Here is a 22,221-nt window from a genome sequence, read left to right as displayed (position 1 = left end):
CCGGCGGCGGGCCGCTCCCCCTGTGCGGTCCGTCGCCGGAACGGCTCCCCCACGAGGAGCCGCAGCGCGGAAGTACTGCCGTACGGAAGGACGTGAAGGCCCTCGTGGCTGCGCACCGAAAGCCCAAGCAGCACCCGCTGGGCGGCCCCGCCGCCCGCACCGCCGCGACGCTCGCGCTGGCGTCCGCGGCCACTGCCACCCTCTTCGAGGGTTCCGGGCACGCCGAGCCGAAACTCACCCCGGCACAGGTCAAGGCCAAGGTCGACCAGCTCTACCACGACGCCGAGGTGGCGACGGAGGCGTACGACGGGACGAAGGAGAAGGCGGACGCGACCGAGCGTTCGCTGAGCGAGCTGCGCGACGAGGCCGCCCGCAGGACCGAGCGGCTCAACACCGCCCGCAACGCGCTGGGTTCGCTGGCGGCCGCCCAGTACCGAAGCGGCGGTGTGGCACCCGAACTCCAGCTCATCCTGTCGTCCGACCCCAAGCGGTATCTGGACGACGCCGCGTTCGCCGAGCGCGCCGGGGACCGGACCGCGACGACGGTCGCCGGAGTACGCAGACAGCTCGCCGAGCTCGACCGGCTGCATGCCCGGGCCGAAGGAAAGCTCACCCAGCTACGCGGGCAGCAGTCCACGCTGCGCAAGCAGAAGAGCGACATCCAGTCGAAGATCACCTCGGCCGAGGCCCTGCTGGCCCAACTGACCGCGCCGGAGCGGGATTCCTACGAGAAGGCCGAGACGGCGGGCGCCAACCAGCCGGCCGGAGCGGCCTCCGCCGACCGCGCACGGGCCGCACGCTCGGCCGACGCGCCGCGCACACCGCTCGCCGCGGTCCCCGGCTCCCGCGCCGCGGCAGCCGTCGCCTTCGCCTACAGCGCGCTCGGCAAGCCCTACGTCTGGGGCGCCACGGGCCCCTCGTCCTTCGACTGCTCGGGCCTGACCCAGGCCGCCTGGCGCTCGGCCGGGGTGCAGCTGCCGCGCACCACGTACACCCAGATCAACGTGGGCAGCCGGGTCCCGCGTTCTCAACTCGCCCCCGGCGACCTGGTGTTCTTCTACTCCGGGATCAGCCACGTCGGGCTCTACATCGGCGGTGGCCAGATGATCCACGCGCCGCACCCGGGAGCGCCGGTACGGATCGCTCCGATCGACCAGATGCCGTTCGCGGGCGCCGCCCGGCCCGCCTGACCGGGGCGCACCGCGGGTCACGAGGAGGAGCGGTTCGCCGCCTGCGGCTCACCGCTTCTGACGGAACGTCAAACCCCTTGCCTGCCCGCCACCTTGGCCCCCGCACCCATCTCCCGGGTCAGCCAGCGGAAGACCTCCGGCACCTGGGACTTCCACACCGCGCTCGCGTGACCTCCGCCGTTGAGCTTGACCACCGTCACCGCGGTGGGCGGCTTGGCGGCGGACTTCAGGGCGAGCCCGTCGTTGTAGCCGTCGGTGCGTTCACCGGAGACGTACAGCGCGACGTGCGGCGGGGTCTTGGCGTTCTTGAGGATCCACAGCGGGTTGGACTCCTGGCGCAGCTTGGGGTCCTTCGCCGTGATCGAGTCCTTCTCGGCGGCCGGGTCGTTGTAGCCCGACAGGTCGACGCCGGCCCGGTAGCGGTCGGGGTGCTCGATGGCGAGCTTGGCCGCGCAGTGGGCGCCCGCGGAGTATCCGGCGACGGCCCAGCCGTCGGCGCCGGTGGCGGCCCGGAAGTTGTCGGTGACCATCTTGCGGACGTCCACGCTCAGCCAGGTGTCCGCGTTGACGACACCGGGCACGTTCGCACAGCCGGTGTCCTTGCCGCCCAGGAGCGTGGTGCGCGGCGAGACCAGGATGAACGGCGCGACCTCGCCCCGCTCCATCATCGGAGTGAGCTGCTCCTGCGCCTTCAGCGTGCCGAACCAGGCGCCTATCGACCCCGGGTAGCCGGGCAGCAGCTCGACCACGGGGAAGGTCTTGTCCCGGTACTCCGGGTCGTCGTACTGCGGCGGCAGCCACACCGCCACATCGCCCTCCACGCCCGAGACCTGGCCCTTGAGCATGGTCTTGACGACGCCCTTGCCGACCTTGTTCGTGTACGGCTCGAACTGCTGCTTCACCTTGGGCTCGGCGGCCGCGTTCCTGCCGCCGGTGCCGTCGGGCCCGAGGTCGGGGGCGGCGTTGACGTGATCGCCGCCGCCCAGCAGGTCGCCCCAGGTGTCGTACAGGCCGTTGGCGTTGTTGACCAGCAGGAAGACCACGAGGATCGCGGTGACCTGGGCGAAGCCGAGCATGAGGAGCCGCGAGATCCCACGCACGAAGGCCGGTCCGCCGATCCTGGTCCACAGGACGAGCGGCAACAGCAGGGCAGCCGCGGCCGCGAGGATCGCGATCACGAGCAGAGGGGTACCGGTCAGGCTCATCACGCCACGGAAGAGGGCCGCCCCCGGGGACCAGTTGCCCGCTTTGCCATCGTTTTACCAAAGGATGACGGGCTGTGGCCTTTACTTCTCATCCCGTCGCGGCCGGCCGCGGCCGGCCGCGGCGCACGGCTCAGACGAGCCGCCGAGCCGTCGCCCAGCGGGTCAGCTCATGGCGGTTGGACAGCTGGAGCTTGCGCAGGACCGCCGAGACATGGGACTCGACCGTCTTGACGGAGATGAAGAGCTGCTTGGCGATCTCCTTGTAGGCATAGCCTCGCGCGATGAGCCGCAGCACCTCGCGCTCGCGCTGGGTGAGCCGGTCCATGTCCTCGTCGACCGGCGGCGCGTCGGTGGAGGCGAACGCGTCCAGGACGAAGCCCGCAAGGCGCGGCGAGAACACCGCGTCGCCGTCCTGCACCCGGAAGATCGAGTCGACCAGGTCGGCGCCGGTGATCGTCTTGGTGACGTAGCCGCGGGCACCCCCGCGGATCACCCCGATCACGTCCTCCGCCGCGTCCGAGACGGACAGCGCGAGGAAGCGCACCGGGTTCTCGGCGTCGCCCATCATGGCCGCCGAGCGGCGCAGCACCTCGACGCCGCCGCCTCCGGGCAGATGGACGTCGAGCAGCACCACTTCGGGGCGGGTCGCGGTGATGACCGTGATCGCCTGGTCCACGTCGGCGGCCTCGCCGACCACCTCGACGCCGGTGGTCGCGGTCTGGCCGATCTCCGCCTGGACCCCGGTGCGGAACATCCGGTGGTCGTCGACGAGGACCACCCTGACGTGGCGGTTGGTCGTTTCCTCGGTCATCCCTGTGCCCTCTCCATCTCCAGCTCGACCTCCGTGCCCCCGCCGGGCACCGAACGCAGCCTGGCCGTACCGCCGTTGCGCTGCATCCGGCCGATGATTGATTCTCGTACGCCCATCCGGTCGGCGGGCACCGCGTCCGGATCGAAGCCGGGGCCCCGGTCCCGTACGGAGACGAAGACCGTGCGGCCCTCGACCTCGGCGTACACCTGGACGGCGCCGCCCTCGCCACCGTACTTGGCCGCGTTCACCATGGCTTCCCGCGCGGCCTGCATCTGTGCGGACAGGCCGTCGTCCAGCGGGCAGTCGCCGACGACGACCACCTCGATGGGGACGCCGTGCTTGTCCTCGACCTCGGCCGCCGCCTTCTTCACGGCCTCGGCGAGCGTCTCGGGTTCCTCTTCCCTGCCGGTGCCCTCCGGCTTGTACAGCCAGGCGCGCAGTTCGCGCTCCTGGGCCCGCGCGAGGCGCCGCACCTCGCCGGCGCTCTCCGCGTTGCGCTGGATCAGCGTCAGGGTGTGCAGCACCGAGTCGTGTACGTGGGCGGCGACTTCGGCCCGCTCCTGGGCCCGGATGCGCATCAGGCGTTCCTCGGACAGGTCCTGCGTCATGCGCACCAGGTAGGGCCCGGCGAGCAGGGCTATGCCGGCCAGCACCGCGATCGCCGCCGTCAGGACGTTGCCGAGCTGGGCGGCCGAGCCGTTGACCACCACGAAACCGGTGAGACCGGTGCCGACCAGGGCGACCCCGGCCAGGCCCCGGGCCACCGGGAGCCACCGGCTGCGGCGGGCCCCCTCGGTCCAGCGGGCCCGGCGGGTGTTGTCGGCCTGGCGCCACACCAGGACGACGCCGACGCCGATCAGGACGCTGGGGAAGATGTACGGGTTGGCCCAGCCGCCGACGTCCACCTTGGAGGCGAAGATGGCGGCGCCGAAGAGCAGCGCGATCAGCGCGACGACCTGCCCCTTGTCGGGCTTGCGCAGCCTGCGCCGGCCGTCCGGGCTGACCTCGAACGCCGAGCGCTGCCCGGTCGTGCCGCCGAGCCCCAGCGGCACGAAGAACCAGAACACCGCGTAGAGCAGCGCCCCCAGGCCGTTGATCGAGAGCAGCCCCAGGAACACCACCCGCACCCACACCACCGGCAGCCCGAGGTGTCCGGCGAGCCCGCGCGCGACGCCGCCGAGCAGCCGCCCCTCGGCGGAGCGGTACAGCTTGCGGACCGGCGCTTCGTCGGCCTCGGGCGACGACAGGCGGGGGGTGACGACTGGCATGCACCGATCGTCACACGGCCACGCGACCCCGGGCATCAGGGTTGGCCCCCAGGCTTCCCTGAGGGCGCCCCCCTCGCACGAGGGAGCCGGCCTCCCCCGCGCGGGGCGCACCGCTCGCGTGCGGGTCGCCGCCCCAAGCCCCCTCGGGGACGAAATCAGGGTGAGGCCAGGGTCGGGGCGGGTGCCGTGTGCCGGATAGGCCCGTCACCATGTACGTATGAGCACGCCGACCTTGGTGGACGTACAGGTGGACGTATGAGTACGCCTGCCGATACGCCCCTCGCGCCGCCCGACCCCGCGCCCGAAGCCGAACCCGAGGCCCCGCGGCTGCGCCGCAGCGGCCGCAACAAGGTCATCGGCGGCGTCTGCGGAGGTCTCGGGCGGTACTGCGACGTCGACCCGGTGATCTTCCGGATCACCCTCGGCGTGCTGTCGGTGACCGGCGGCCTCGGCCTGGTCTTCTACGGCTTCGCCTGGCTGCTGCTCCCGCTGGAGGACGAGGAGGAGAACGAGGCACGGCGGCTGCTCACGGGCCGGGTCGAGGGCGCGGCCCTGGTGGCCGTCCTGATGGCCCTGGCCGGCTGCGGGATCTTCCTCACCATGCTGAAGAACGGCCCGGTGATGACGTTCGCGGTGCTGCTCGCGCTGCTGCTCGGAGGCACCGCCGTCTGGTCGCTGCGCCGCTCCACCACTCCCCCGGACACCCCCCTCGACCCGGTCGCGGCCCAGGCCGTCGCGGACGCGCCGCCGGAGACGAAGGCACCGCCCGCGCCGTCCCCTCCGTCGTGGTGGCGGGACCCGATCGTCAAGGACGGCACCACCGGGCCGGTCGCCACCGGTTACCTGTGGGGCCCCGCGGACGCGGACGCGCCGCCCACCGACCGGGCGTCGCGCAAGGCCTCGAAGGCGGCGGTACGCGAGAGCCGGGGCCCGCGCCCCCTCGGCGGCCCCCTCTTCCTGCTGGCACTGCTCGCCTTCGCCGTCGGGCTCGGCGACGGCTGGGACCACCGGCCGCTCGGCACCGGCCTGGAGATCGGGTTCGCGGCGGCCCTCGCGGTGTTCGGACTCGGCCTGATGGTCAGCTCGCTCCGGGGCCGTACGGGCTTCGGCACCCTCTTCCTCGCGGTGCTCACCGCCGCGCTGCTCGCGGGCTCGGCCGCGCTGCCCAAGACCATCGACTCCCACTGGGAACGCACCAGTTGGACGCCCGCCTCGGCCGCCGAGGTACGGCCCGGCTACGACCTGGGCACGGGCGTCGCCACCCTCGACCTGAGCCGGGTCGCCGTGCCGCCGGGCCGGACCCTGACGACCCGCGCGGAGGTCGGCGCGGGCCGCGCCAAGGTCGTCGTACCGAAGGACGTGACCGTGCGGGTGAGTTTCGACATGGGCCTCGGCGACATCCAGCTGCCGGGCGAGAAGCCGGACGACATCCGGGTGACACCGGACCAGAAGCGGACCGTGACGCTCTCGCCGCCGGTGGGCGCCGAGCCGGCCGGCACGCTCGATCTGCGCCTCAAGGTCGGCGTCGGCCAGGCGGAGGTGGACCGTGCCGCGTCATGAGTTCCGTCCGGGCCGGCTCGTCGCCGGTCTCGCCCTCGCGGCCACGGCCGTCCTGTTCGCGGGGGACGCGGCCGGGCGGTGGGACACGCCCCCCTTCGTGGTGATCCCGCTGATCTGCGGGGGTCTCGGCGTCGCCTCGCTGGTGAGCTGGATCGACTACGGGGTGCGCAGACGGCGCCGCCGGGCCAGGAACGCGTCCACGGACAGCAGCGGGGTGCCGGCCAGCACCAGCGGGAGCCAGGCCATCAAGTAGGCGAGGTCGTTGCCGTAGTAGTAGGGGGTGGTCGCCCAGCTCACCGTGAGCCACAGGGAGAGCGAGATCAGCGCGCCGCCCAGGGCGGCGAGCCGTCCGAACAGGCCGAGCAGCGTTCCGATGCCCACGGCCAGCTCGCCGAGCGCGATGGCGTAGCCGAATCCCGACGGGCTCGTGAGGGCGAGGTCCACGAGGGCAGGGATCGCGGCGCTGTCCCGCACGCCGTGCATCAGCTCGCCGATGGAGCCGGCGCCCGACGCGTGGAGGAACGCGCTGTCGGTGAGCTTGTCCAGGCCCGCGTAGACGAAGGTCACGCCGAGGAAGATCCGCAGCGGCACCAGCGCGTAGGCCCGGGCCGCGGCCCGCAGGCCTCCCCGATGGTCCACCCCGCCCCGCACTCCTGTCGCATGTCCATGTGCCATGGCTGATCCCGCCTCCATCCGATTGGCCTGTCACCAGACGATACGGACGGGGGGAACGCGTGTCTCAATCCGACCCGGGTGGCGGGCGCGCCCGTCAGTCGGCGACCTCGATCAGGACCCCGTTGGTCTCCACGCCCGCCGCCGTCACCACCCGGATCTCCACCCGCCCGGCCTCCACGTCCACCGGCACCGGCACGGTGAGGACCCCGTCCGTGGGGTTCGCGAAGCCGCCCGGGACCGGGATCAGCGGGACATGGACGTACACCGCGCCGATCCGCACCACCACCCGGGCCAGCCGGTCGGGGGTGCCCGCGCCCGGCGGCACGAACCCCGCGCCCCGGATCTCGATGTCGTCCCCGGTACGGATCGGCGCGTCCAGGTCCCCCGCCTCGCGTGCCCGCACGACGGAGAGCACCACCGGACGGCAGCCCTCCGCGTGTTTGCCCGCGAAGTACGTCGCGGTGGAGACGAGGACCAGGGCCGCCAACCCCCAGGGCAGATCGGGGAGTTGCTCGGGTCGGCGGGCCAGGCGCACCGCCGCGAAGAGGACCGCGACCAGCGTCACCACCACGTACTGGGCGTCCGCGAAGCTGCCCCGGCCCGCGTCGTCGGTCAGGAGGTCGGCGCCGCGCGGCCGGTCGGCCCGTACCTTCTGGAGCCGCTGGCCGTGGATGCGTACCGTCACCACCCGGCGGACGGTCACCGCGATCGCCGAGGTGAGGAAGACCACCGTCAACAGGCCCGCGCAGCGGCCCAGTTCGAGCCCGCGCAGGATCGTCTCGCGCTCGGTGTGGTCGGCGGCCGCGGCGAGTCGCACGGCCAGGAACAGGGCGGCGAAGACCGCGAACAGGACCCAGGCCGCCGCGACGGCGCGCGAGGTGGAGAGCCGGTTGTCCTCGCCGAGCACCGGCGCGAGGACCCCGCCGTGCGCGCGGTGGCGGTGGGCCGTCGCGGTGAGCAGCACCGCCACGGCGAGCGCGGACAGCAGACCGGCGGTGCGGGCGGGCGTCCACCCGGCGCCGATGGCGGTGGCCGCCTCGGCGAGGGAGAGCGCCAAGACCCCTCCCCAGAGCGTCGCGAGGGTGCCGCGCCAGACTCGCTCGGGGCGGCCGAGGCCCGCCTCCCGGCAGCGTTCGGCGACCATCCGCGCGGACTCGGTCAGCTCGTCCGAGACCCACTGGCGCGAGGCTCCCGCGGAGTGGGCCAGCGCGACGGGCAGCCCCTCGCCCGCGGCGAGCCCGTCCCGCTTGGCGAGGAACGCCGCCACCGCGCGCCGGTGCCCGTCCCGCGCTCCATGCGCACAGTCACCGCCGCATTGCCGAGCCTCCTGCACCGCCACGGGAACTCCGTCCTTGCGTCACATCCCTTGAGCCGTCAGGGAATTGTCGCGCACCAAAGCCGCCCGGCGGCCGGTGCCGGCCGGTTCGGGGGGTGATTGACGCACCATCAAATTGACGTACTACGACAGAAGTTCGGGCTCCGCGCGGCTGATCCGGCGCCACAGCGGCTGGTAGTTGATCCACGCGACGAGGTCGCTGCCGAGCTGATCCCGGGTCGCCACCGCGTCCCGCCGGTCGATGAGCACGGGCTTGCCGGCCGCCCGCGCCGCGAGCTGCACCTTCGCGCACCGCTCCATCGAGAGGAACCACCAGGCGGCCGCGTCCACCGAGTCCCCGACCGTGAGCAGCCCGTGGTTGCGCAGCACGACCGCCTTGTACGAGCCGAGCGCCGCCGCGATCCGCCGGCCCTCCTCGGCATCGACGATCACCCCGGTGTAGGCGTCGTACACGGCGTGGTCCTCGAAGAAGGCGCAGGCCTCCTGCGTGTACGGCTCGACGAACTCGCCCAGGGCCGCGAGCGCCCGCCCGTACGTGGAGTGGGTGTGGACGACGGCGACGGCGTCGGGGCGGGCCCGGTGCACCTGGGCGTGCACGGTGAACGCGGCCTGGTTGACGTGGTGGCCGCCCCGCACGACCTGCCCGTCCCCGTTGACCAGGATCAGCTCGCCCGCGGTGACATGCGCGAACGGCACCCCGAACGGGTTCACCCAGTAGCAGTCGGCCAACTCCGGGTCGCGCGCGGTGACATGACCAGACACGCCCTCCTCGAAACCGAACCGGGCGAAGAGGCGCAGCGCGCCGGCCAGCCGCTCCTTGCGGTGCTGCCGCTCCTCGGCGGGGTCGTCGTGCACGGGCGGCAGATCGAACCGCAGCTGGTCCACCGGTATCGGCTCGGGCATCTCAGTCATGGCCGGAAGCTACCTCGCGTTCCCGCAGGTGAACAGAGTCGTGCGACCCCCGGCGCCAACGACGGCGGCGCCGCCCCCGGGTGCGGGGACGGCGCCGTCGTGCGGTGGGCGGGTGGGGACTACTCCCACTCGATGGTGCCCGGGGGCTTGCTCGTCACATCGAGGACGACGCGGTTGACGTCGGCGACCTCGTTGGTGATGCGGGTGGAGATCTTCGCGAGCACGTCGTACGGCATCCGCGTCCAGTCCGCCGTCATGGCGTCCTCGGAGGAGACCGGGCGCAGCACGATCGGGTGGCCGTAGGTACGGCCGTCGCCCTGGACGCCCACCGAGCGCACATCGGCGAGCAGCACGACCGGGCACTGCCAGATCTCGCGGTCAAGACCGGCCGCGGTCAGCTCCTCACGGGCGATCGCGTCGGCCTCGCGCAGCAGGTCGAGGCGCTCCTTGGTGACCTCGCCGACGATGCGGATACCGAGGCCGGGGCCGGGGAACGGCTGGCGCTGGACGATCTCCTCGGGCAGGCCGAGCTCCTGGCCGACCATGCGGACCTCGTCCTTGAACAGCTTGCGCAGCGGCTCGACGAGCTCGAACTCGATGTCGTCGGGCAGGCCGCCCACGTTGTGGTGCGACTTGATGTTCGCGGTGCCGGTGCCGCCACCGGACTCGACGACGTCCGGGTACAGGGTGCCCTGGACGAGGAAGGCGACCTCGGGACCCTCTTCCTGGAGGATCTCCAGCTGGGCCTGCTCGAAGACGCGGATGAACTCGCGGCCGATGATCTTCCGCTTGGTCTCCGGGTCGGAGACACCGGCGAGCGCGGTGAGGAATCGCTCCTGCGCGTCGACGACCTTGAGCTGGACGCCCGTGGCGGCCACGAAGTCCTTCTCGACCTGCTCGGTCTCGCCCTTGCGCATCAGGCCGTGGTCGACGTACACGCAGGTGAGCTGGGAGCCGATGGCCTTCTGTACGAGGGCCGCGGCGACCGCGGAGTCGACGCCGCCGGACAGGCCGCAGATCGCGCGCTTGGTGCCGACCTGCTCGCGGATGAGGGCGACCTGCTCCTCGACCACGTTGTGCGTCGTCCAGGTGGGCTCGATGCCCGCGCCGCGGTAGAGGAAGTGCTCCAGGATCTGCTGGCCGTGCGTGGAGTGCAGCACCTCGGGGTGGTACTGGACGCCGTACAGCTTCTTCTCGTCGTTCTCGAAGGCAGCGACGGGGACGACGTCGGTGGAGGCCGTCACCGTGAAGCCCTCGGGGGCGGCGGAGCAGGCGTCGCCGTGCGACATCCACACCGACTGCTCGGCCGGGGTGCCCTCGAAGAGGGTGGAGCCGAGCTTGGAGACGGTCAGCGGGGTGCGGCCGTACTCGCGGGCGCCGTTGTCGTCGACCGTGCCGCCGAGCGTGGTCGCCATCAGCTGGAAGCCGTAGCACATGCCGAAGACGGGAACCCCGGCCTCGAAGATCGCGCGGTCCAGGCGCGGGGCGCCCTCGGCGTACACGGAGGACGGACCGCCGGAGAGGATGATCGCCTTGGGGTTCTTGGCCAGCATCTCGGCCACGGGCATGCTGCTCGGGACGATCTCGCTGTAGACCCGGGCCTCGCGGACGCGGCGGGCGATGAGCTGGGCGTACTGCGCGCCGAAGTCGACAACCAGGACGACGTCCGGGTTGCTGTCGGGCGCGGCTGCGGAGGGTGCTGCTGGCACGGGAGGCGGCCTTCCGGCGGTGGGAGGGGGTCGGTATTTGTCGATTCTACCGGGGCGGGCGGTGGCCGGTTCGTCTCACCATCCGAACCCGGATTGGCCCGCGCCCTGGGCGCCGGTCCATACTGGCGCCATGCGCACGCACCAGACCTTCGTCTTTACCTATGGCACCCGGCCCGCCGGGCGCCGTGGGTACGTCGGTTCTGCTGCTTGAGCCACTGACGAACGACTTCCACCGAGCGCCCCGGGCCGACAAGGCCCGGGGCGCTCGGTCGTTTCCGGTCTTGCCGGTCCGGGGCGCCCCACCCACCGAGGAGCCCCCATGAGCACGACCGTCACCGAGAAGACCGTCACCGAGAAGACCGGCGCCCGCACCGACGAGGCGGCCGCGGTGATCACCGGAGCGCGCGAGCGCATCGACGCGCTCGACGACCGCATCATCGGCCTCATCCAGGAACGCATGGCGGTCTCGGCCGTCATCCAGGAGTCCCGCATCGCCTCCGGCGGCCGCCGGGTCAATCTGAACCGCGAGATGGAGGTCCTGGCCCACTTCAGCGACGCCCTCGGCAAGCCCGGCACCGGGCTCGCGATGAAGGTCCTTGAGCTGTGCCGGGGCCGTATCTGAGTTCGGTCGCTCCTCACCCGTACGGCGCCGTGACCGCTCCCGGCCCGGCTTCGTTGGTGGGGTGTCCGTGCCAGCCAGGGGCGGGCCCGAAGAATCCACGCGTGGCTCCACCGGGGCGTGTGACGCACCGCAAGTGCGTCGTGGGACCTCGCCCCGGTGTGCGTGACCGGACGGCAGGGGACAGCAGCCCGGTCACCCCATAAAGGCGGTCGGTCCCGGGGACGCCCGGGACCGACCGCATCCGGCCGAAACGGTTCCCCGCCGCGGCCCGTCCCGCACGACACGAACCCGAGTCCCCGCGCGCACCGTCCCGAATCCCACCGCCCCGATCCCACGGCCCAATCCCACGGCTCCGTGCCACGGCCGGACGCCCCGCCCGCGCCGGCCCTGGCACCCCGGGCCGACGAGGTACCTCCTCGGCGGCCCCTACGTGCGGCTCAGCAGACCGCAGTTCCCCGGATTGCCCTGGTCCAGCGGCTTGCTGCGATCGTAGGGGTCGCTTGCGGGGCCGCTCGGGCTCGGGCCCATGGGGGTGTCGTCGGCGAACTCGGGGTGCAGATAGCCGTCGTGCGTATCGCAGTCGGTGTTGCCGATCTCGACGTCGTACGCGGCGATCCACAGCTTGCCGTCGGTGGCGCGGTTCACGGACGGGTCCAGGACGGCCACATCCAGGGTCCGGCGCACGATCGTGCGGGCCACCTCCGTGGAGCCGGGCGCGGCCTTCACCAGCGGGTAGACGAAGGTGTAGTCGGCGTGCACGGTGGCCCCGCCCCCGGGCCGCTTGGAGAGGGTCATCATGCCGCGGGTCTTGACCACGCTCCCGACGGGTACGACCTTGCGGGGGTCGAACCGGCTGAACAGCGTCAGCGGGTCGTGCTCCTTGTCCGGCTTGGCCAGTGCGGTGGTGAAGTGGTCGACGGTGTCCTTCTCCAGCGGGTCGATCAGGCCGAGTGCCGTCTCGGGGCGTTCGCCGCGCAGGGTCGTCGGGGACAGGTTCGACTCGATCAGGAGGGTGCGGGTGGCGGCCAGGGCCTTCGCCACCCGGTCCTTGGAGACGCCTCCCATGGCGGTCGCCTCGGGGAGTTCGATACCGGCGGCGCCGTCCGCGTACTGCATCGCGGGCGAGCCGCGGAACGGCTCCTTCAGGGTGGCGCGTTCGGGGTCGAAGGAGGGCGGGGCGGCGGTGGGGGTCGCGGTCTCCGCCGGGAGCGGGGCCGTGGCCGTGTCCTCGGAACGGTCCTCGCCGGTCAGCAGGGACAGCGCCCTGGACGGATTCAGGGCGACCAGCAGCACGGCCGCGGCGACGAGGATGCCGAGCACGCCCCACATGCGGCGCCTGCGTCCGGCCCGGCCGTTCATCTCCTGCCAGGCCGGGCCGGTCCGCCAGCCCTCCGGTTCGGCCGGGGCCCGCCTGCCCTTGCGGCCGCGGGCGGCGGACTCGGCGGCCTCCTGCTCCTTGCGCAGCCGGTCGGTCACCATGCGGGCCCGCGCCGAGGGTTCCTTGGGGGCGGAGGAGCGAATGTCCCGCTCGTTGTCGCGGACGAATCGTTCCCAGATCTCGTCCGGCAACGCGTCGTCGCCCGACGACTTCCCCGGGCTCGGCGGCTTGTCGCTCACTTCGTGTGGCCCCTCTTGACATGTCACGTGCGGCATACGCCGCGCCAGCGTTTTCGACCCGCGGTGGTCGACGATGGTTGCCACGAGCCGGGAGTGGTGTGGATCACATAAGGATTCCGTGAAGACGGGGCAACCCTTCACAGGGGTCACAGGTCATGCATGTGGAACCAACGGGTACGCCCGTGTTCCGTTCACGCCGGCGGGACCCCACCAGGTCTCCGCACACGCGAGAGGCGCTGCGCTCGGAGGGGGGCGCAGCGCCTCTCGGCGTATCCGGACCGCACCTGTCTCCGCCTCAGTCCTCCTGCTTCGGCGGGACCGTCGGCATGCCGAGGAACGGCAGCTTCAGGGCGCCGAACGCCTCCGCGGGGACCGCCGGGGACTTCGGTTCGACCGGGGCGAGGCGGACGTAGGCCGCGCCCTGCGGGGGGCGGGGGTCCTCCTCCCCCTTGTTGGGCCACAGCGACATCGCGCGTTCGGCCTGTGCGGTGATCGTCAGGGAGGGGTTCACGCCGAGGTTCGCCGAGACGGCCGCGCCGTCCACGACCGAGATCCCGGGGTGTCCGTACAGCCGGTGGTACGGGTCGATCACGCCGGTCTCGGCCGAGTCACCGATCGGGCAGCCGCCCAGGAAGTGGGCGGTGAGCGGGGTGCCCATGAGCTCCCCGACGTTCGAACCGGCGAAGCCGTTGATCTCCGCGGCGATCGCCGTCGCTCCCTCGGTGGCGGCCCGGATCTGCTTCGGGTTGGGCGCGCCGTGGCCCTGTTCCGCGGTCAGCAGGCCCTTGCCGACGCCGTCCGGCTTGAGATGGGTGGTGAGCGAATTGTCGAGTGACTGCATGACCAGGCCGATGATCGTTCGCTCGGACCAGCGGTGATTGCTGATCGAACGGGCAAGCAGCAAGGGGTGCTTGGCCGCGTTGCCCAGCCAGTTGCGCACCCGGTTGACGCCGTAGGGCACCTGGAGGATGGACATGCTGCCCATCGCGTTCGAGCCCTTGCCGTAGCGGACCGGCTCGATGTGGGTGTTCTCGTCCGGGTGGATCGAGGAGGTGATGGCGACGCCCCGGGTGAAGTCGACCCTGGGCGTGCCGTGCCGCTTGCGATAGCGCCGGCTGGTGGTCTGCGCGCCCACCAGCGCCTCGGAGTTGGTACGGGTCAGCTCGCCCAACCGCTTGGAGATGTACGGGAGTTGACCGCTCGCCTTCATGCGGTGCAACAGCGTCTGGGTGCCGTAGGTGCCGGCCGCGATGACGACCCGGCGGGCCGTGAAGAGGCGGCCCGGGGCGTCCTTGTCGTCGGTGGGCAGGGTCGCCACGGCATGGCCGCCGCGCGAATCGCCGGTCACCGAGACCACGGTCGTCATGGGGTGGACCACCGCACCCGCCTTCTCGGCGAGGTAGAGGTAGTTCTCGTTGAGGGTGTTCTTGGCGCCGTGCCGGCAGCCCGTCATGCACTCGCCGCACTCGATGCACGCCCGGCGCGAGGGACCCGCGCCGCCGAAGTAGGGATCGTCGACGGACATGCCCCGCTTGGCCTTCGCCGTACCGTCACCGTCCTGCCCGTCGCCGAAGAAGACGCCGACGGGCGCCAGGTGGAAGGTGTCACCGACTCCCATGCGCTGGGCGGCCGCCTTGAGGTGGACGTCGGAGGGCGTCATCGTCGGGTTGAGCCGCACCCCGAGCATGCGCCGCGCCTGGTCGTAGTAGGGCGCCAGCTCGTCCTGCCAGTCGGTGATGTCCTTCCACTGCGGGTCCTCGAAGAACGGCCGCGGCGGCACATAGAGGGTGTTGGCGTAGTTGAGGGAGCCGCCGCCGACCCCGGCGCCGCCCAGCACCATCACATTCCCGAGCAGGTGGATGCGCTGGATTCCGTACAGGCCGAGCTTCGGCGCCCACAGGTAGTTCTTGAGGTCCCAGGAGTTCTTGGGCAGCGTGGCCGGGGTGAAGCGGCGGCCCGCCTCCAGGACGCCGACGCGGTATCCCTTCTCCGTGAGTCGCAGCGCCGTCACCGAGCCGCCGAAGCCCGAGCCGACCACGACGACGTCGTAGTCGTACGCGCCGTCCTCGTCCGGATTCTGGGCTGGGGGTACCTGGGACATGGCTCTCCTCGTGCGCGGGGGCGGACTGGCGGACCGGACTTCCGGGGATCCCGGACTTCCGGGGATCAGCGCAGGCGCAGGGCCTTCATCGCCTTCAGGCTGCGGGTCATGAGGGCCGCGTACTTCTCGTCGTCCATGCCGAAGGCGGGGGCCAGCGGGATGAGCCGCTGCTGGGCGATGGTCTGGGCCTCGGTGTACTTGAGGATGCCCTCGGAGCCGTGCCGGCGGCCGAGCCCCGAGTCCTTCATGCCGCCCATCGGCGACCGGACGCTGCCGTAGGCGGGGGCGTACCCCTCGTTGATGTTGACCGTGCCGGTGGTCAGTCGCGCCGCCACCTCGTGCCCGCGGCGTGAATCCCTGGTCCATACCGAGGAGTTGAGGCCGTAGGGCGTGGCGTTGGCCTGCTCGATCACCGCGTCCTCGTCCGTGAAGCGGTAGATGGAGACGACCGGTCCGAAGGTCTCCTCCGTGCACACCGCCATGGGCGCCTCGACGCCTTCGAGGATGGTGGGCTCGTAGAAGAGCGGGCCGATGTCGGGGCGGGCCACGCCGCCCGCGACGAGCCGGGCACCCTTGGCGACGGCCTCGTCGACGTGCCGGGCGACGGTCTCCAACTGGCGCTCGCCGACCAGGGAGCCCATGTCCGCTCCGTACGCCAGTGAACGACCGAGCCGCATCGCCTTCGTACGTGCGGCGAATCGGTCGAGGAAGGCGTCGGCGATCGATTCGTGAACGTACAGTCGCTCGATCGATATGCAGAGCTGCCCGGCCGAGGAGAAGCAGGCCCGGACCGCGCCCGCGGCCGCCTTCTCCACATCGGCGTCGCTCAGCACCAGCATGGCGTTCTTGCCGCCCAACTCCAGGGAGACGCCCACCAGTCGGGCCGCGGCGCCCTGCGCGACCTCCCGGCCGGTGCGCGTTGAGCCGGTGAAGGAGACGTAGTCGGCGTGCCTGACGACCTCGGGGCCGACCACCGGCCCTTCACCCAGGACGACCTGGAAGACCTCGGCCGGCAGGCCCGCCTCGATCAGAAGGTCGCGCGCCCACAGGGCCGTCAGCGCGGTCTCGGTGTCGGGCTTCATCACGACGGCGTTGCCGGAGACGAACGCGGGCAGCGCGTCGCCCACCGACAGTTCGAGGGGGTAGTTCCAGGGCGCGATCTGCCCGATCACCCCGCGCGGCCGGCGCAGCTCGGTGACCTTGGTCAGGGTGGGCACGACTCCCGTGTGGCGCTTGGGCTTCAGATAGGCCGGGGCCTTGCGCCCGTAGTGGCGGGCGGCGAGGGCGACGGCCTGCACCTCTTCATGGGCGTGCAGCCGGGCCTTGCCGGTCTCCAGCTGGATCAGGTCGAGCACCTCGGCCTGGCGGGCCAGCACCAGGTCGTGGAAGCGGAGCAGCACGGCCGCGCGGGCGCGGACCGGTGTCGCGGCCCACAGCCGCTGGGCCGTGCGGGCCCGCGCGAAGGCCTCGGCGACGTCCTCGGGGGTGGACTCGGGCAGGTCGGCCAGCTTCTCACCGGTGAACGGGGTGTGGTTGGCGGTCCGCCCGGAGCCGGCCACACCCCGGGTGAGCTGGGCGACGAGCTGGCCCGTGACCACGTCGGCGGCGGTGCGCGCGCCTGCCGGCGCGGGGGCGACCGGGTTGGTTCCGGCGGGCGTGAGGGTGGTCGTGGGCGAGGCCTGCGAGTCCGTCATGGAGGGAGCGTATGCCCGGCGGGGCAGTTTCGGTACCCGTCGGTAACGGCTTTTCGCACCCCGGCGATCGTGCCAGCGATCACTGGCTACATAACCGCTGATCAGCGCCTTACGACCAACAGGACCCTCCAGATTTACCTGTCCCGGACCGCCGGACGGCCCTGGCCTACAGGTCGTGGATCTTCAGTCCGTCCGCGACCCGGTCGAAGAGCGCCTCGCCGTCCCCGGCCGCCCTGCCCGCGGCCGGCATCGAGACGCGCAGCCGCCAGTAGGCGGTCCCCTTCCCGGGCACGAGCAGCTCGTGGTAGCGGTAGCGGGTCGGATGGGGGGCGGAGACGGCCGAGTTGGGGGTGTACTCGGTGACGATGTCGTAGGCCTTCTTGCCCTGGTGCTGGACGGTGGTGGTGGTCACCTTGCCGTCGGCGAACTCGGTGCCGTTCTGGCCGCCCTTCTCGTAGTACGCCTTCCACACCGCGGGATCCGCTGGCATCGTGTTGTTGGTCTTGTCGGTGGCCGGGTCGAGCCGGTCGGCGTAGATCCGGAAGACGGCGCTCGGGTCGTCGTAGGTGACGTTGTCACCGCTGGTGCCCTGGGTGCGCGCGTAGTCGTCGGGAACCGTCACGTCCGCGTGCAGCACCTCGTTCTCGGGCCGCACCTGCCAGCCGTCCGGCAGCCCGCCCCCGCCGAACGGGTCCGCCACGAGCAGCACGAGTGCCGCCGCGATCGCGAGCACTCCGCCACCGAGCCCGTACTGGGCCCTCCGGTTGCCCACGAGGACGGGCGGCACCCAGCGGTTGCCGTCGGCCGGTGCGGAGCCCGCGAACAGCCGGGTCGCCGCGAGCGGCACCGGGGCGGGGTTGGCGGCCGGCTCGAGGGTCGCCCGGACCTCGGCGGCGCTGGGCCGGCCGGCGGGGTCCTTGCGCAGGAGCTGCATGACGAGGGTGCCGAACGCGCCGGAACCACGGGCGGGCACCTGGGGTTCGGCGGAGAGCACCGCCTGGAGGGTGGCCGGGGTGTTGCTGCGCCGGTAGGGCGACATGCCCTCGACCGCCGCGTACAGCACGACGCCGAGCGACCACAGGTCGGACTCCGGACCCGGCCGCTGACCCAACACCCTTTCCGGGGCGATGAATTCGGGCGAGCCGACGAAGCCGCCGGTCTCCGTCAGGCCCTGCTCCCCCTCGACCTGGGCGATGCCGAAGTCGGTGAGCACGACCCGGTCGCCGCGGCCGAGCAGTACGTTGTCCGGCTTGACGTCACGGTGCAGGACGCCCGCCTCGTGAGCCGCCGAGAGCGCGCTGAGCACCGCGAGGCCGATCCTGGCCGCCTCCCGGACGTCGAGGGTGCCCTCCTGGAGCCGGTCGGCGAGCGACTGGCCGCGCACCAGCTCCATCACGATCCAGGGCTTGCCGTCCTCCATGACCACGTCGTGCACGGTGACCACACAGGGGTGGTCGATGCGGGCCGCCGCACGGGCCTCGCGCTGCATGCGCAGATACACGGTGGCGCGCTCGCGCTCGCCCAAGTGGTCCGGAACCCGCGGTTCCTTGACCGCGACCTCTCGGTCGACGACCTCGTCATGAGCCCGCCACGCCGTGCCCATGCCGCCGTGACCGAGCCGGGCGACCAGCCGGTAACGGCCGCCGAGCAGCCGGCCGGTGCCGTCGCCCGATGGCGACTGCGCCGGTCCGGGCGGTTGCTGCTGCCGCTGCGTCGGCTCGTACGGCGTCGGCCGCGGGACCGGAGCCGCCCCCGGGGCCGGCAGGCCGTAACTGGTGGGCTCGTTGGCCCGTCCCCCGTCGTTCGTCATGCCCACATCCTGACGAACGGCCGCGCGAAGTGCCACTTCCGGCCAGGTGCGGTGCACAGCCGTGACAGAAGCGGCGCCTCAGGGGCCGGGGCGGAAGGAGTCGAGGGCGGTGTCGAAGGTGCGCTTGGCCTCGTCGAGCCGGCTGACCGGCGCCGACACCCACACGTCGTACATCCGGCCGAAGTCGTCCCAGCACACGTCATAGGTGTGCCGGGCGCCCTCCGCCTTGGTGAAGCCGTTCCAGGTGAACTCCCACAGGGCCGCGTCCCGCCCGTGGTGGGTGGTGGCGATGACCTTGCCGTCGCGGTAACCGGGGTTGCTGAGGGGCCCGTTGGCCGCGGCGAGCTTCATGACGCCGAGCGGGCCGCCGGCCACCGCGTTCTGGAGCCTGATGCCGATCCTGACGGCCCCGCCGGGCGACTGGTAGAACACGCGCTGGGAGTCGGTGCTGCGGACGTAGCCGTCGGGCAGGGCGAGCGCGAAGCCGTTCGGGTCCCGTACTACGTGGAAGCCGTCCGGCACCGGCGGCGGCCCCTGCCTGGGGGGTGGCGGCGGGGGCGGAGGCTGGGGCGGCGGCTGGAAGGCCACCGTCGCGGCGGCGCTCGGCGAGGGGTGCTCGGCCGCTGACCGGTCGGTTCCCGCACCGCCGAACGTCAGGACCGCGAGCGCGGCGCCCGCCCCGGCCAGCACGATCACCAGAGCGGCCCCCACCAGCACGCCCCGGGCCCGCCATGGACGGGCGATGGGGCTCGGCGCGGTGACCGGGGTCGCGGGCGGCGCGTCGGCCGGGGGCAGTTCGGGGGTGACGCGCTCGGTCGGTACGTAGCGCGGTCTCGGGGTGCTGCCCGTCGCGGCGAACGTCCGCAGCAGCGACTCCGCCTCGACGGCGCCGAGCCGCTGCGCCGGGTCGCGCTCCAGCAGGCCGTGGACCACCGGAAGCAGCGGCCCCGCGGCCGTGGGCGGGCGGATCTCGTCGAGGACGACGGCGTGCAGAACGCCGCCCAACGAGTCGCGGTGGAAGGGGGATTCGCCGCTCAGGGCAGCGCACAGGAGCGCGCCGAGTGACCACAGGTCGGACTCGGGCCCCGCGCCCGCGCCCTGCATCCGCTCCGGCGCGGTGTACTCCGGCGACCCGACGAAGGCGCCCTCTTCGCTGATCGTCGAGGTGCCCGGCACCTGGGCGATGCCGAAGTCGGTGAGCACGACCCGTCCGCTGTCCTCCTCGATGAGGACGTTGGCGGGCTTGAGGTCGCGGTGCAGTACGCCCCGGGCGTGCGCGGTGGCGAGCGCGCCGAGGAGCGCGACCCCGATGCGGGCGGCCTCGCGCACCTCGACGGGTCCCGCGGAGGCGAGCCGGTCGGCGAGCGATCCGCCGTCAACGAGTTCCATCACGATGTAGGAGCGCTTGGCACCGGACGCCGGGTCGGGCTCGGTCTCCTCGACGACGTCGTGGACGACGATCACATGGGGGTGCTTGATCTGGGCGACCGCGCGCGCCTCGCGCAGCGCGGCGGTGGCGGGTGCGCCGCCTTCGGGGTGCAGCTCCTTGACGGCGACATGGCGGCCGAGCAGTTCGTCGTGCGCGCGCCAGACCGTGCCCATGCCGCCCCGGCCGAGTCGGGCGCCGAGCCGGTAACGCCCGGCCACCAGACGGGAGTTGACGCTGTCCTGGGGTCCTTTCGGATCCTGCTCTGCTGTGGGCACCGGGTTCCCCCTCGATCTCCCCCGCATGCGGGCAGGGCCCATCATGCCGCACCCGGTCCGGCTCCGGCGGCGTTCGCCGCAGGCGGTGGGGGCCGGTCAGCCGCCGGTGGCGGGGGTGGGCTGCCAGCCCTGGAGCACCGTGTCGAACTGCTGGCGGGTGGTCGCCCAGTCCTCGTCGGGGCCCGACATGTAGAGCGCGTACTCGGGCTTGCCGCCGTCCCCGTAATACATCTGGTCGATGGCGTGCCGCTTGCCGGGGAAGTCCTGCTTCTCCACGTAGGTGAACTCCCACAGGGACGACTTCACCTGGTCACGGAAGGTGTTGCTGTGCAGGGTGACCCGCTTGTACTGGGGCAGCCGCTCCTTGAGCGACTTCTCCATGTTGAGCATGTGCATGTACGGGTTCTCGAAGTCCGGCACCTTGTCGACGCTGATCCGGATGCGGTGCTTGCCGTTGTCCGGGGTGTAGTCGATCTCGGTGCCGTCCATCTGACGCTTCCAGCCCTTGGGGACGAGCAGGCTGAAGCCGGCCTTGTCGTCGACCCGCTGCCAGCCGGCCGGCACCGATCCGTCGCCCTCGCCCGGCGACCCGGTCTCGGGGGTGGTGGGCCGCTGGGAGGCGCCACCGCCCGTGGTGCCCGAACCGCCCTTGTGCTCCTGGTACTTCATGAACGCGAACCCGGTGCCCACGCCGACCACGGCGGCCAGCACGACCACCAGGGCCACGGTCCGCCAGCGGCGGCCGCGCCGGGCCGGGCGGTGAGCGGGTTCCGGCGCGGGGCGCGCGGGGGGCGGGTGCGGGGTGGTGTGCCGCTCGGTGGGCCCGGTCGGTGACGAGGCCGCCACGCGGGTGTCCCGCTCGGCGGGGCGACGCGCCGGCGGCTGGGCCTGGTCGGCCTCGGCATCGCGCCCCTCGAAGGACCGCCCCTCGAAGGTTCGCCCGTCGAAGGCCTGGCCCTCGAAGGAGCGCCGCTCCGGGGCGCGTTGCTCCGCGAGGCGCCCCTCCGCGACGCGTCCCTCCAGGGCGTCGAGGAACATCCGCTCGGCCTCCTCGGCCGAGGGGCGCTCGTGCGGGTCCTTGCGGAGCAGCGCGACGATCACGGGGGCCAGCGCTCCGGCCCGGTCGGGCGCGGGGGGCTCCTCGGCGACCACCGCCTGCATGGTGGAGATCGGCGAGTCCCGGCGGAACGGCGACTCGCCCTGCACCGCGGCGTACAGGGTGGCGCCGAGCGACCACAGGTCGGAGGCGGGGCCCGGGTGGGCGCCCTGGACGCGCTCGGGCGCCAGGTAGTCGATGGAGCCGACGAGTTCGCCGGTCTTGGTGATGGCGACATCGCCCTCGATGGCGGCGATCCCGAAGTCCGTGAGCAACACCTGCCCGTTGCTCGCGAGCAGCACATTGCCGGGCTTGACGTCGCGGTGCAGCACCCCGGCGGCGTGCGCGGCACGCAGCGCGCCGAGCACATGGAGTCCGATACGGGCGGCCTCGCGGGCCTCGATGCGGTGGCCGTCGGCGGCCTTGACGGCGTCGGCGAGGGAGGGCCCGTCGACGTACTGCATGACGATCCAGGGCCGGTTGTCGTGGTCGAGGACGTCGTGCACGGTGACCACGCCGGGGTGGGTGATGCGGGCGGCGGCGCGGGCTTCCTTCTGCGTGCGCGCGTGCAACACCGCCCGGTCGGCCTCGGCGACGTACAGGGCGGCGGTGAGTTCCTTGACGGCGACGGTGCGGTGCAGAACCTCGTCGTGGGCACGCCAGACCTTGCCCATGCCGCCGCGGCCTATCGCGTCACCGAGCCGATAGCGTCCGGCAAGGAGCAGCCCTGCGCCGGAGCCGCTCGTGCTGTGAGTGTTTTCCACGTCCCCCGCCCGACCAGACTTTCCTTCGAGGTCAGATTACGGAGCGGATTCCGGCCAGGGAACCTCGGGGCACCCAACCGTGACCATACGGGCCGTTGGTCCCGCGATGATCAGGACCTTCGTGCCCGCGCCGGACCGCGCATACCC

Annotated in this window: 16 protein-coding genes; 3 read left to right on the top strand and 13 right to left on the bottom strand. The window is 72.4% G+C overall.

What is annotated here, in order from left to right:
* The first annotated feature begins 104 nt into the window (after positions 1 to 104).
* Positions 105 to 1,190, top strand: coding sequence for a C40 family peptidase (locus N4G70_RS10845; RefSeq protein ID WP_261712340.1), 1,086 nt, complete (start codon positions 105 to 107; stop codon positions 1,188 to 1,190).
* Between the two features lie 68 nt (positions 1,191 to 1,258).
* Here N4G70_RS10845 and N4G70_RS10840 read toward each other — a convergent pair whose 3' ends face one another.
* The 3 genes from N4G70_RS10840 to N4G70_RS10830 all read right to left on the bottom strand — a co-directional run bounded on the left by N4G70_RS10840 (position 1,259) and on the right by N4G70_RS10830 (position 4,474).
* Positions 1,259 to 2,395, bottom strand: coding sequence for an esterase family protein (locus N4G70_RS10840; RefSeq protein WP_261712339.1), 1,137 nt, complete (start codon positions 2,393 to 2,395; stop codon positions 1,259 to 1,261).
* 130 nt (positions 2,396 to 2,525) lie between these two features.
* The gene (locus tag N4G70_RS10835) at positions 2,526 to 3,206 is read right to left on the bottom strand and encodes a response regulator transcription factor (protein WP_261712338.1); all 681 of its coding nucleotides are present in this window, start codon (positions 3,204 to 3,206) and stop codon (positions 2,526 to 2,528) included.
* Entirely contained in the window at positions 3,203 to 4,474 is a 1,272-nt protein-coding gene (locus N4G70_RS10830; protein ID WP_261712337.1) for an ATP-binding protein, read from the bottom strand. Before N4G70_RS10830 ends, N4G70_RS10835 begins: the two co-directional genes overlap by 4 nt.
* 255 nt (positions 4,475 to 4,729) lie before the next feature.
* Here N4G70_RS10830 and N4G70_RS10825 point away from each other — a divergent pair, with 255 nt between their 5' ends.
* Positions 4,730 to 6,034 carry a PspC domain-containing protein gene (locus N4G70_RS10825; protein WP_261712336.1) on the top strand — a complete coding sequence of 435 codons (1,305 nt, stop codon included), beginning with the start codon at positions 4,730 to 4,732 and terminating at the stop codon, positions 6,032 to 6,034.
* A gap of 156 nt (positions 6,035 to 6,190) precedes the next feature.
* On the opposite strand, the gene N4G70_RS10815 is transcribed toward N4G70_RS10825, so the two are convergent.
* The 4 genes from N4G70_RS10815 to guaA all read right to left on the bottom strand — a co-directional run bounded on the left by N4G70_RS10815 (position 6,191) and on the right by guaA (position 10,666).
* Positions 6,191 to 6,709: a DoxX family membrane protein gene (locus N4G70_RS10815; RefSeq protein ID WP_399034943.1), complete on the bottom strand. Its 519-nt coding sequence runs from the start codon at positions 6,707 to 6,709 to the stop codon at positions 6,191 to 6,193.
* Between the two features lie 94 nt (positions 6,710 to 6,803).
* Positions 6,804 to 8,048 carry a hypothetical protein gene (locus N4G70_RS10810; protein ID WP_261712333.1) on the bottom strand — a complete coding sequence of 415 codons (1,245 nt, stop codon included), beginning with the start codon at positions 8,046 to 8,048 and terminating at the stop codon, positions 6,804 to 6,806.
* A 120-nt stretch (positions 8,049 to 8,168) separates the two neighbouring features.
* Entirely contained in the window at positions 8,169 to 8,957 is a 789-nt protein-coding gene (locus N4G70_RS10805; protein ID WP_261712332.1) for a class II aldolase/adducin family protein, read from the bottom strand.
* Between the two features lie 119 nt (positions 8,958 to 9,076).
* Entirely contained in the window at positions 9,077 to 10,666 is a 1,590-nt protein-coding gene (guaA, locus tag N4G70_RS10800) for a glutamine-hydrolyzing GMP synthase (RefSeq protein ID WP_261712331.1), read from the bottom strand.
* A 319-nt stretch (positions 10,667 to 10,985) separates the two neighbouring features.
* Here guaA and N4G70_RS10795 point away from each other — a divergent pair, with 319 nt between their 5' ends.
* Complete coding sequence (locus N4G70_RS10795; RefSeq protein WP_261712330.1) at positions 10,986 to 11,288, top strand: chorismate mutase; 303 nt, start codon at positions 10,986 to 10,988, stop codon at positions 11,286 to 11,288.
* A gap of 426 nt (positions 11,289 to 11,714) precedes the next feature.
* On the opposite strand, the gene N4G70_RS10790 is transcribed toward N4G70_RS10795, so the two are convergent.
* From N4G70_RS10790 to N4G70_RS10765, 6 genes are all read right to left on the bottom strand, one after another.
* A complete protein-coding gene (locus N4G70_RS10790; RefSeq protein WP_261712329.1) occupies positions 11,715 to 12,905 on the bottom strand; it encodes a hypothetical protein in 1,191 nt (396 codons plus the stop codon).
* A 295-nt stretch (positions 12,906 to 13,200) separates the two neighbouring features.
* Entirely contained in the window at positions 13,201 to 15,006 is a 1,806-nt protein-coding gene (locus N4G70_RS10785) for a GMC family oxidoreductase (protein ID WP_261712328.1), read from the bottom strand.
* Positions 15,007 to 15,071: 65 nt separating this feature from the next.
* Entirely contained in the window at positions 15,072 to 16,700 is a 1,629-nt protein-coding gene (locus N4G70_RS10780; protein ID WP_261712327.1) for a succinic semialdehyde dehydrogenase, read from the bottom strand.
* A gap of 166 nt (positions 16,701 to 16,866) precedes the next feature.
* Positions 16,867 to 18,510 carry a serine/threonine-protein kinase gene (locus tag N4G70_RS10775; RefSeq protein WP_261712326.1) on the bottom strand — a complete coding sequence of 548 codons (1,644 nt, stop codon included), beginning with the start codon at positions 18,508 to 18,510 and terminating at the stop codon, positions 16,867 to 16,869.
* A gap of 78 nt (positions 18,511 to 18,588) precedes the next feature.
* Positions 18,589 to 20,112, bottom strand: a complete 1,524-nt coding sequence (locus N4G70_RS10770) for a serine/threonine-protein kinase (RefSeq protein ID WP_261712581.1) — start codon at positions 20,110 to 20,112, stop codon at positions 18,589 to 18,591.
* Positions 20,113 to 20,310: 198 nt separating this feature from the next.
* Positions 20,311 to 22,074: a serine/threonine-protein kinase gene (locus tag N4G70_RS10765; RefSeq protein ID WP_261712325.1), complete on the bottom strand. Its 1,764-nt coding sequence runs from the start codon at positions 22,072 to 22,074 to the stop codon at positions 20,311 to 20,313.
* Positions 22,075 to 22,221: the final 147 nt, after the last annotated feature.

The sequence above is a fragment of the Streptomyces sp. ASQP_92 genome, from assembly GCF_025399895.1.
Taxonomy (GTDB): Bacteria; Actinomycetota; Actinomycetes; order Streptomycetales; family Streptomycetaceae; genus Streptomyces.
The sequence above is the reverse complement of the archived record's forward strand: the minus strand, read 5'-3'. Positions and strand labels throughout refer to the sequence as shown.

Coding starts and splice junctions, on each gene's coding strand:
- N4G70_RS10840 (WP_261712339.1), bottom strand. CDS start 2,395: ATGAGCCTGACCGGTACCCCTCTGCTCGTGATCGCGATCCTCGCGGCC.
- N4G70_RS10835 (WP_261712338.1), bottom strand. CDS start 3,206: ATGACCGAGGAAACGACCAACCGCCACGTCAGGGTGGTCCTCGTCGAC.
- N4G70_RS10830 (WP_261712337.1), bottom strand. CDS start 4,474: ATGCCAGTCGTCACCCCCCGCCTGTCGTCGCCCGAGGCCGACGAAGCG.
- N4G70_RS10825 (WP_261712336.1), top strand. CDS start 4,730: ATGAGTACGCCTGCCGATACGCCCCTCGCGCCGCCCGACCCCGCGCCC.
- N4G70_RS10815 (WP_399034943.1), bottom strand. CDS start 6,709: ATGGCACATGGACATGCGACAGGAGTGCGGGGCGGGGTGGACCATCGG.
- N4G70_RS10805 (WP_261712332.1), bottom strand. CDS start 8,957: ATGACTGAGATGCCCGAGCCGATACCGGTGGACCAGCTGCGGTTCGAT.
- N4G70_RS10795 (WP_261712330.1), top strand. CDS start 10,986: ATGAGCACGACCGTCACCGAGAAGACCGTCACCGAGAAGACCGGCGCC.
- N4G70_RS10785 (WP_261712328.1), bottom strand. CDS start 15,006: ATGTCCCAGGTACCCCCAGCCCAGAATCCGGACGAGGACGGCGCGTAC.
- N4G70_RS10780 (WP_261712327.1), bottom strand. CDS start 16,700: ATGACGGACTCGCAGGCCTCGCCCACGACCACCCTCACGCCCGCCGGA.
- N4G70_RS10775 (WP_261712326.1), bottom strand. CDS start 18,510: ATGACGAACGACGGGGGACGGGCCAACGAGCCCACCAGTTACGGCCTG.
- N4G70_RS10770 (WP_261712581.1), bottom strand. CDS start 20,112: ATGGGCACGGTCTGGCGCGCGCACGACGAACTGCTCGGCCGCCATGTC.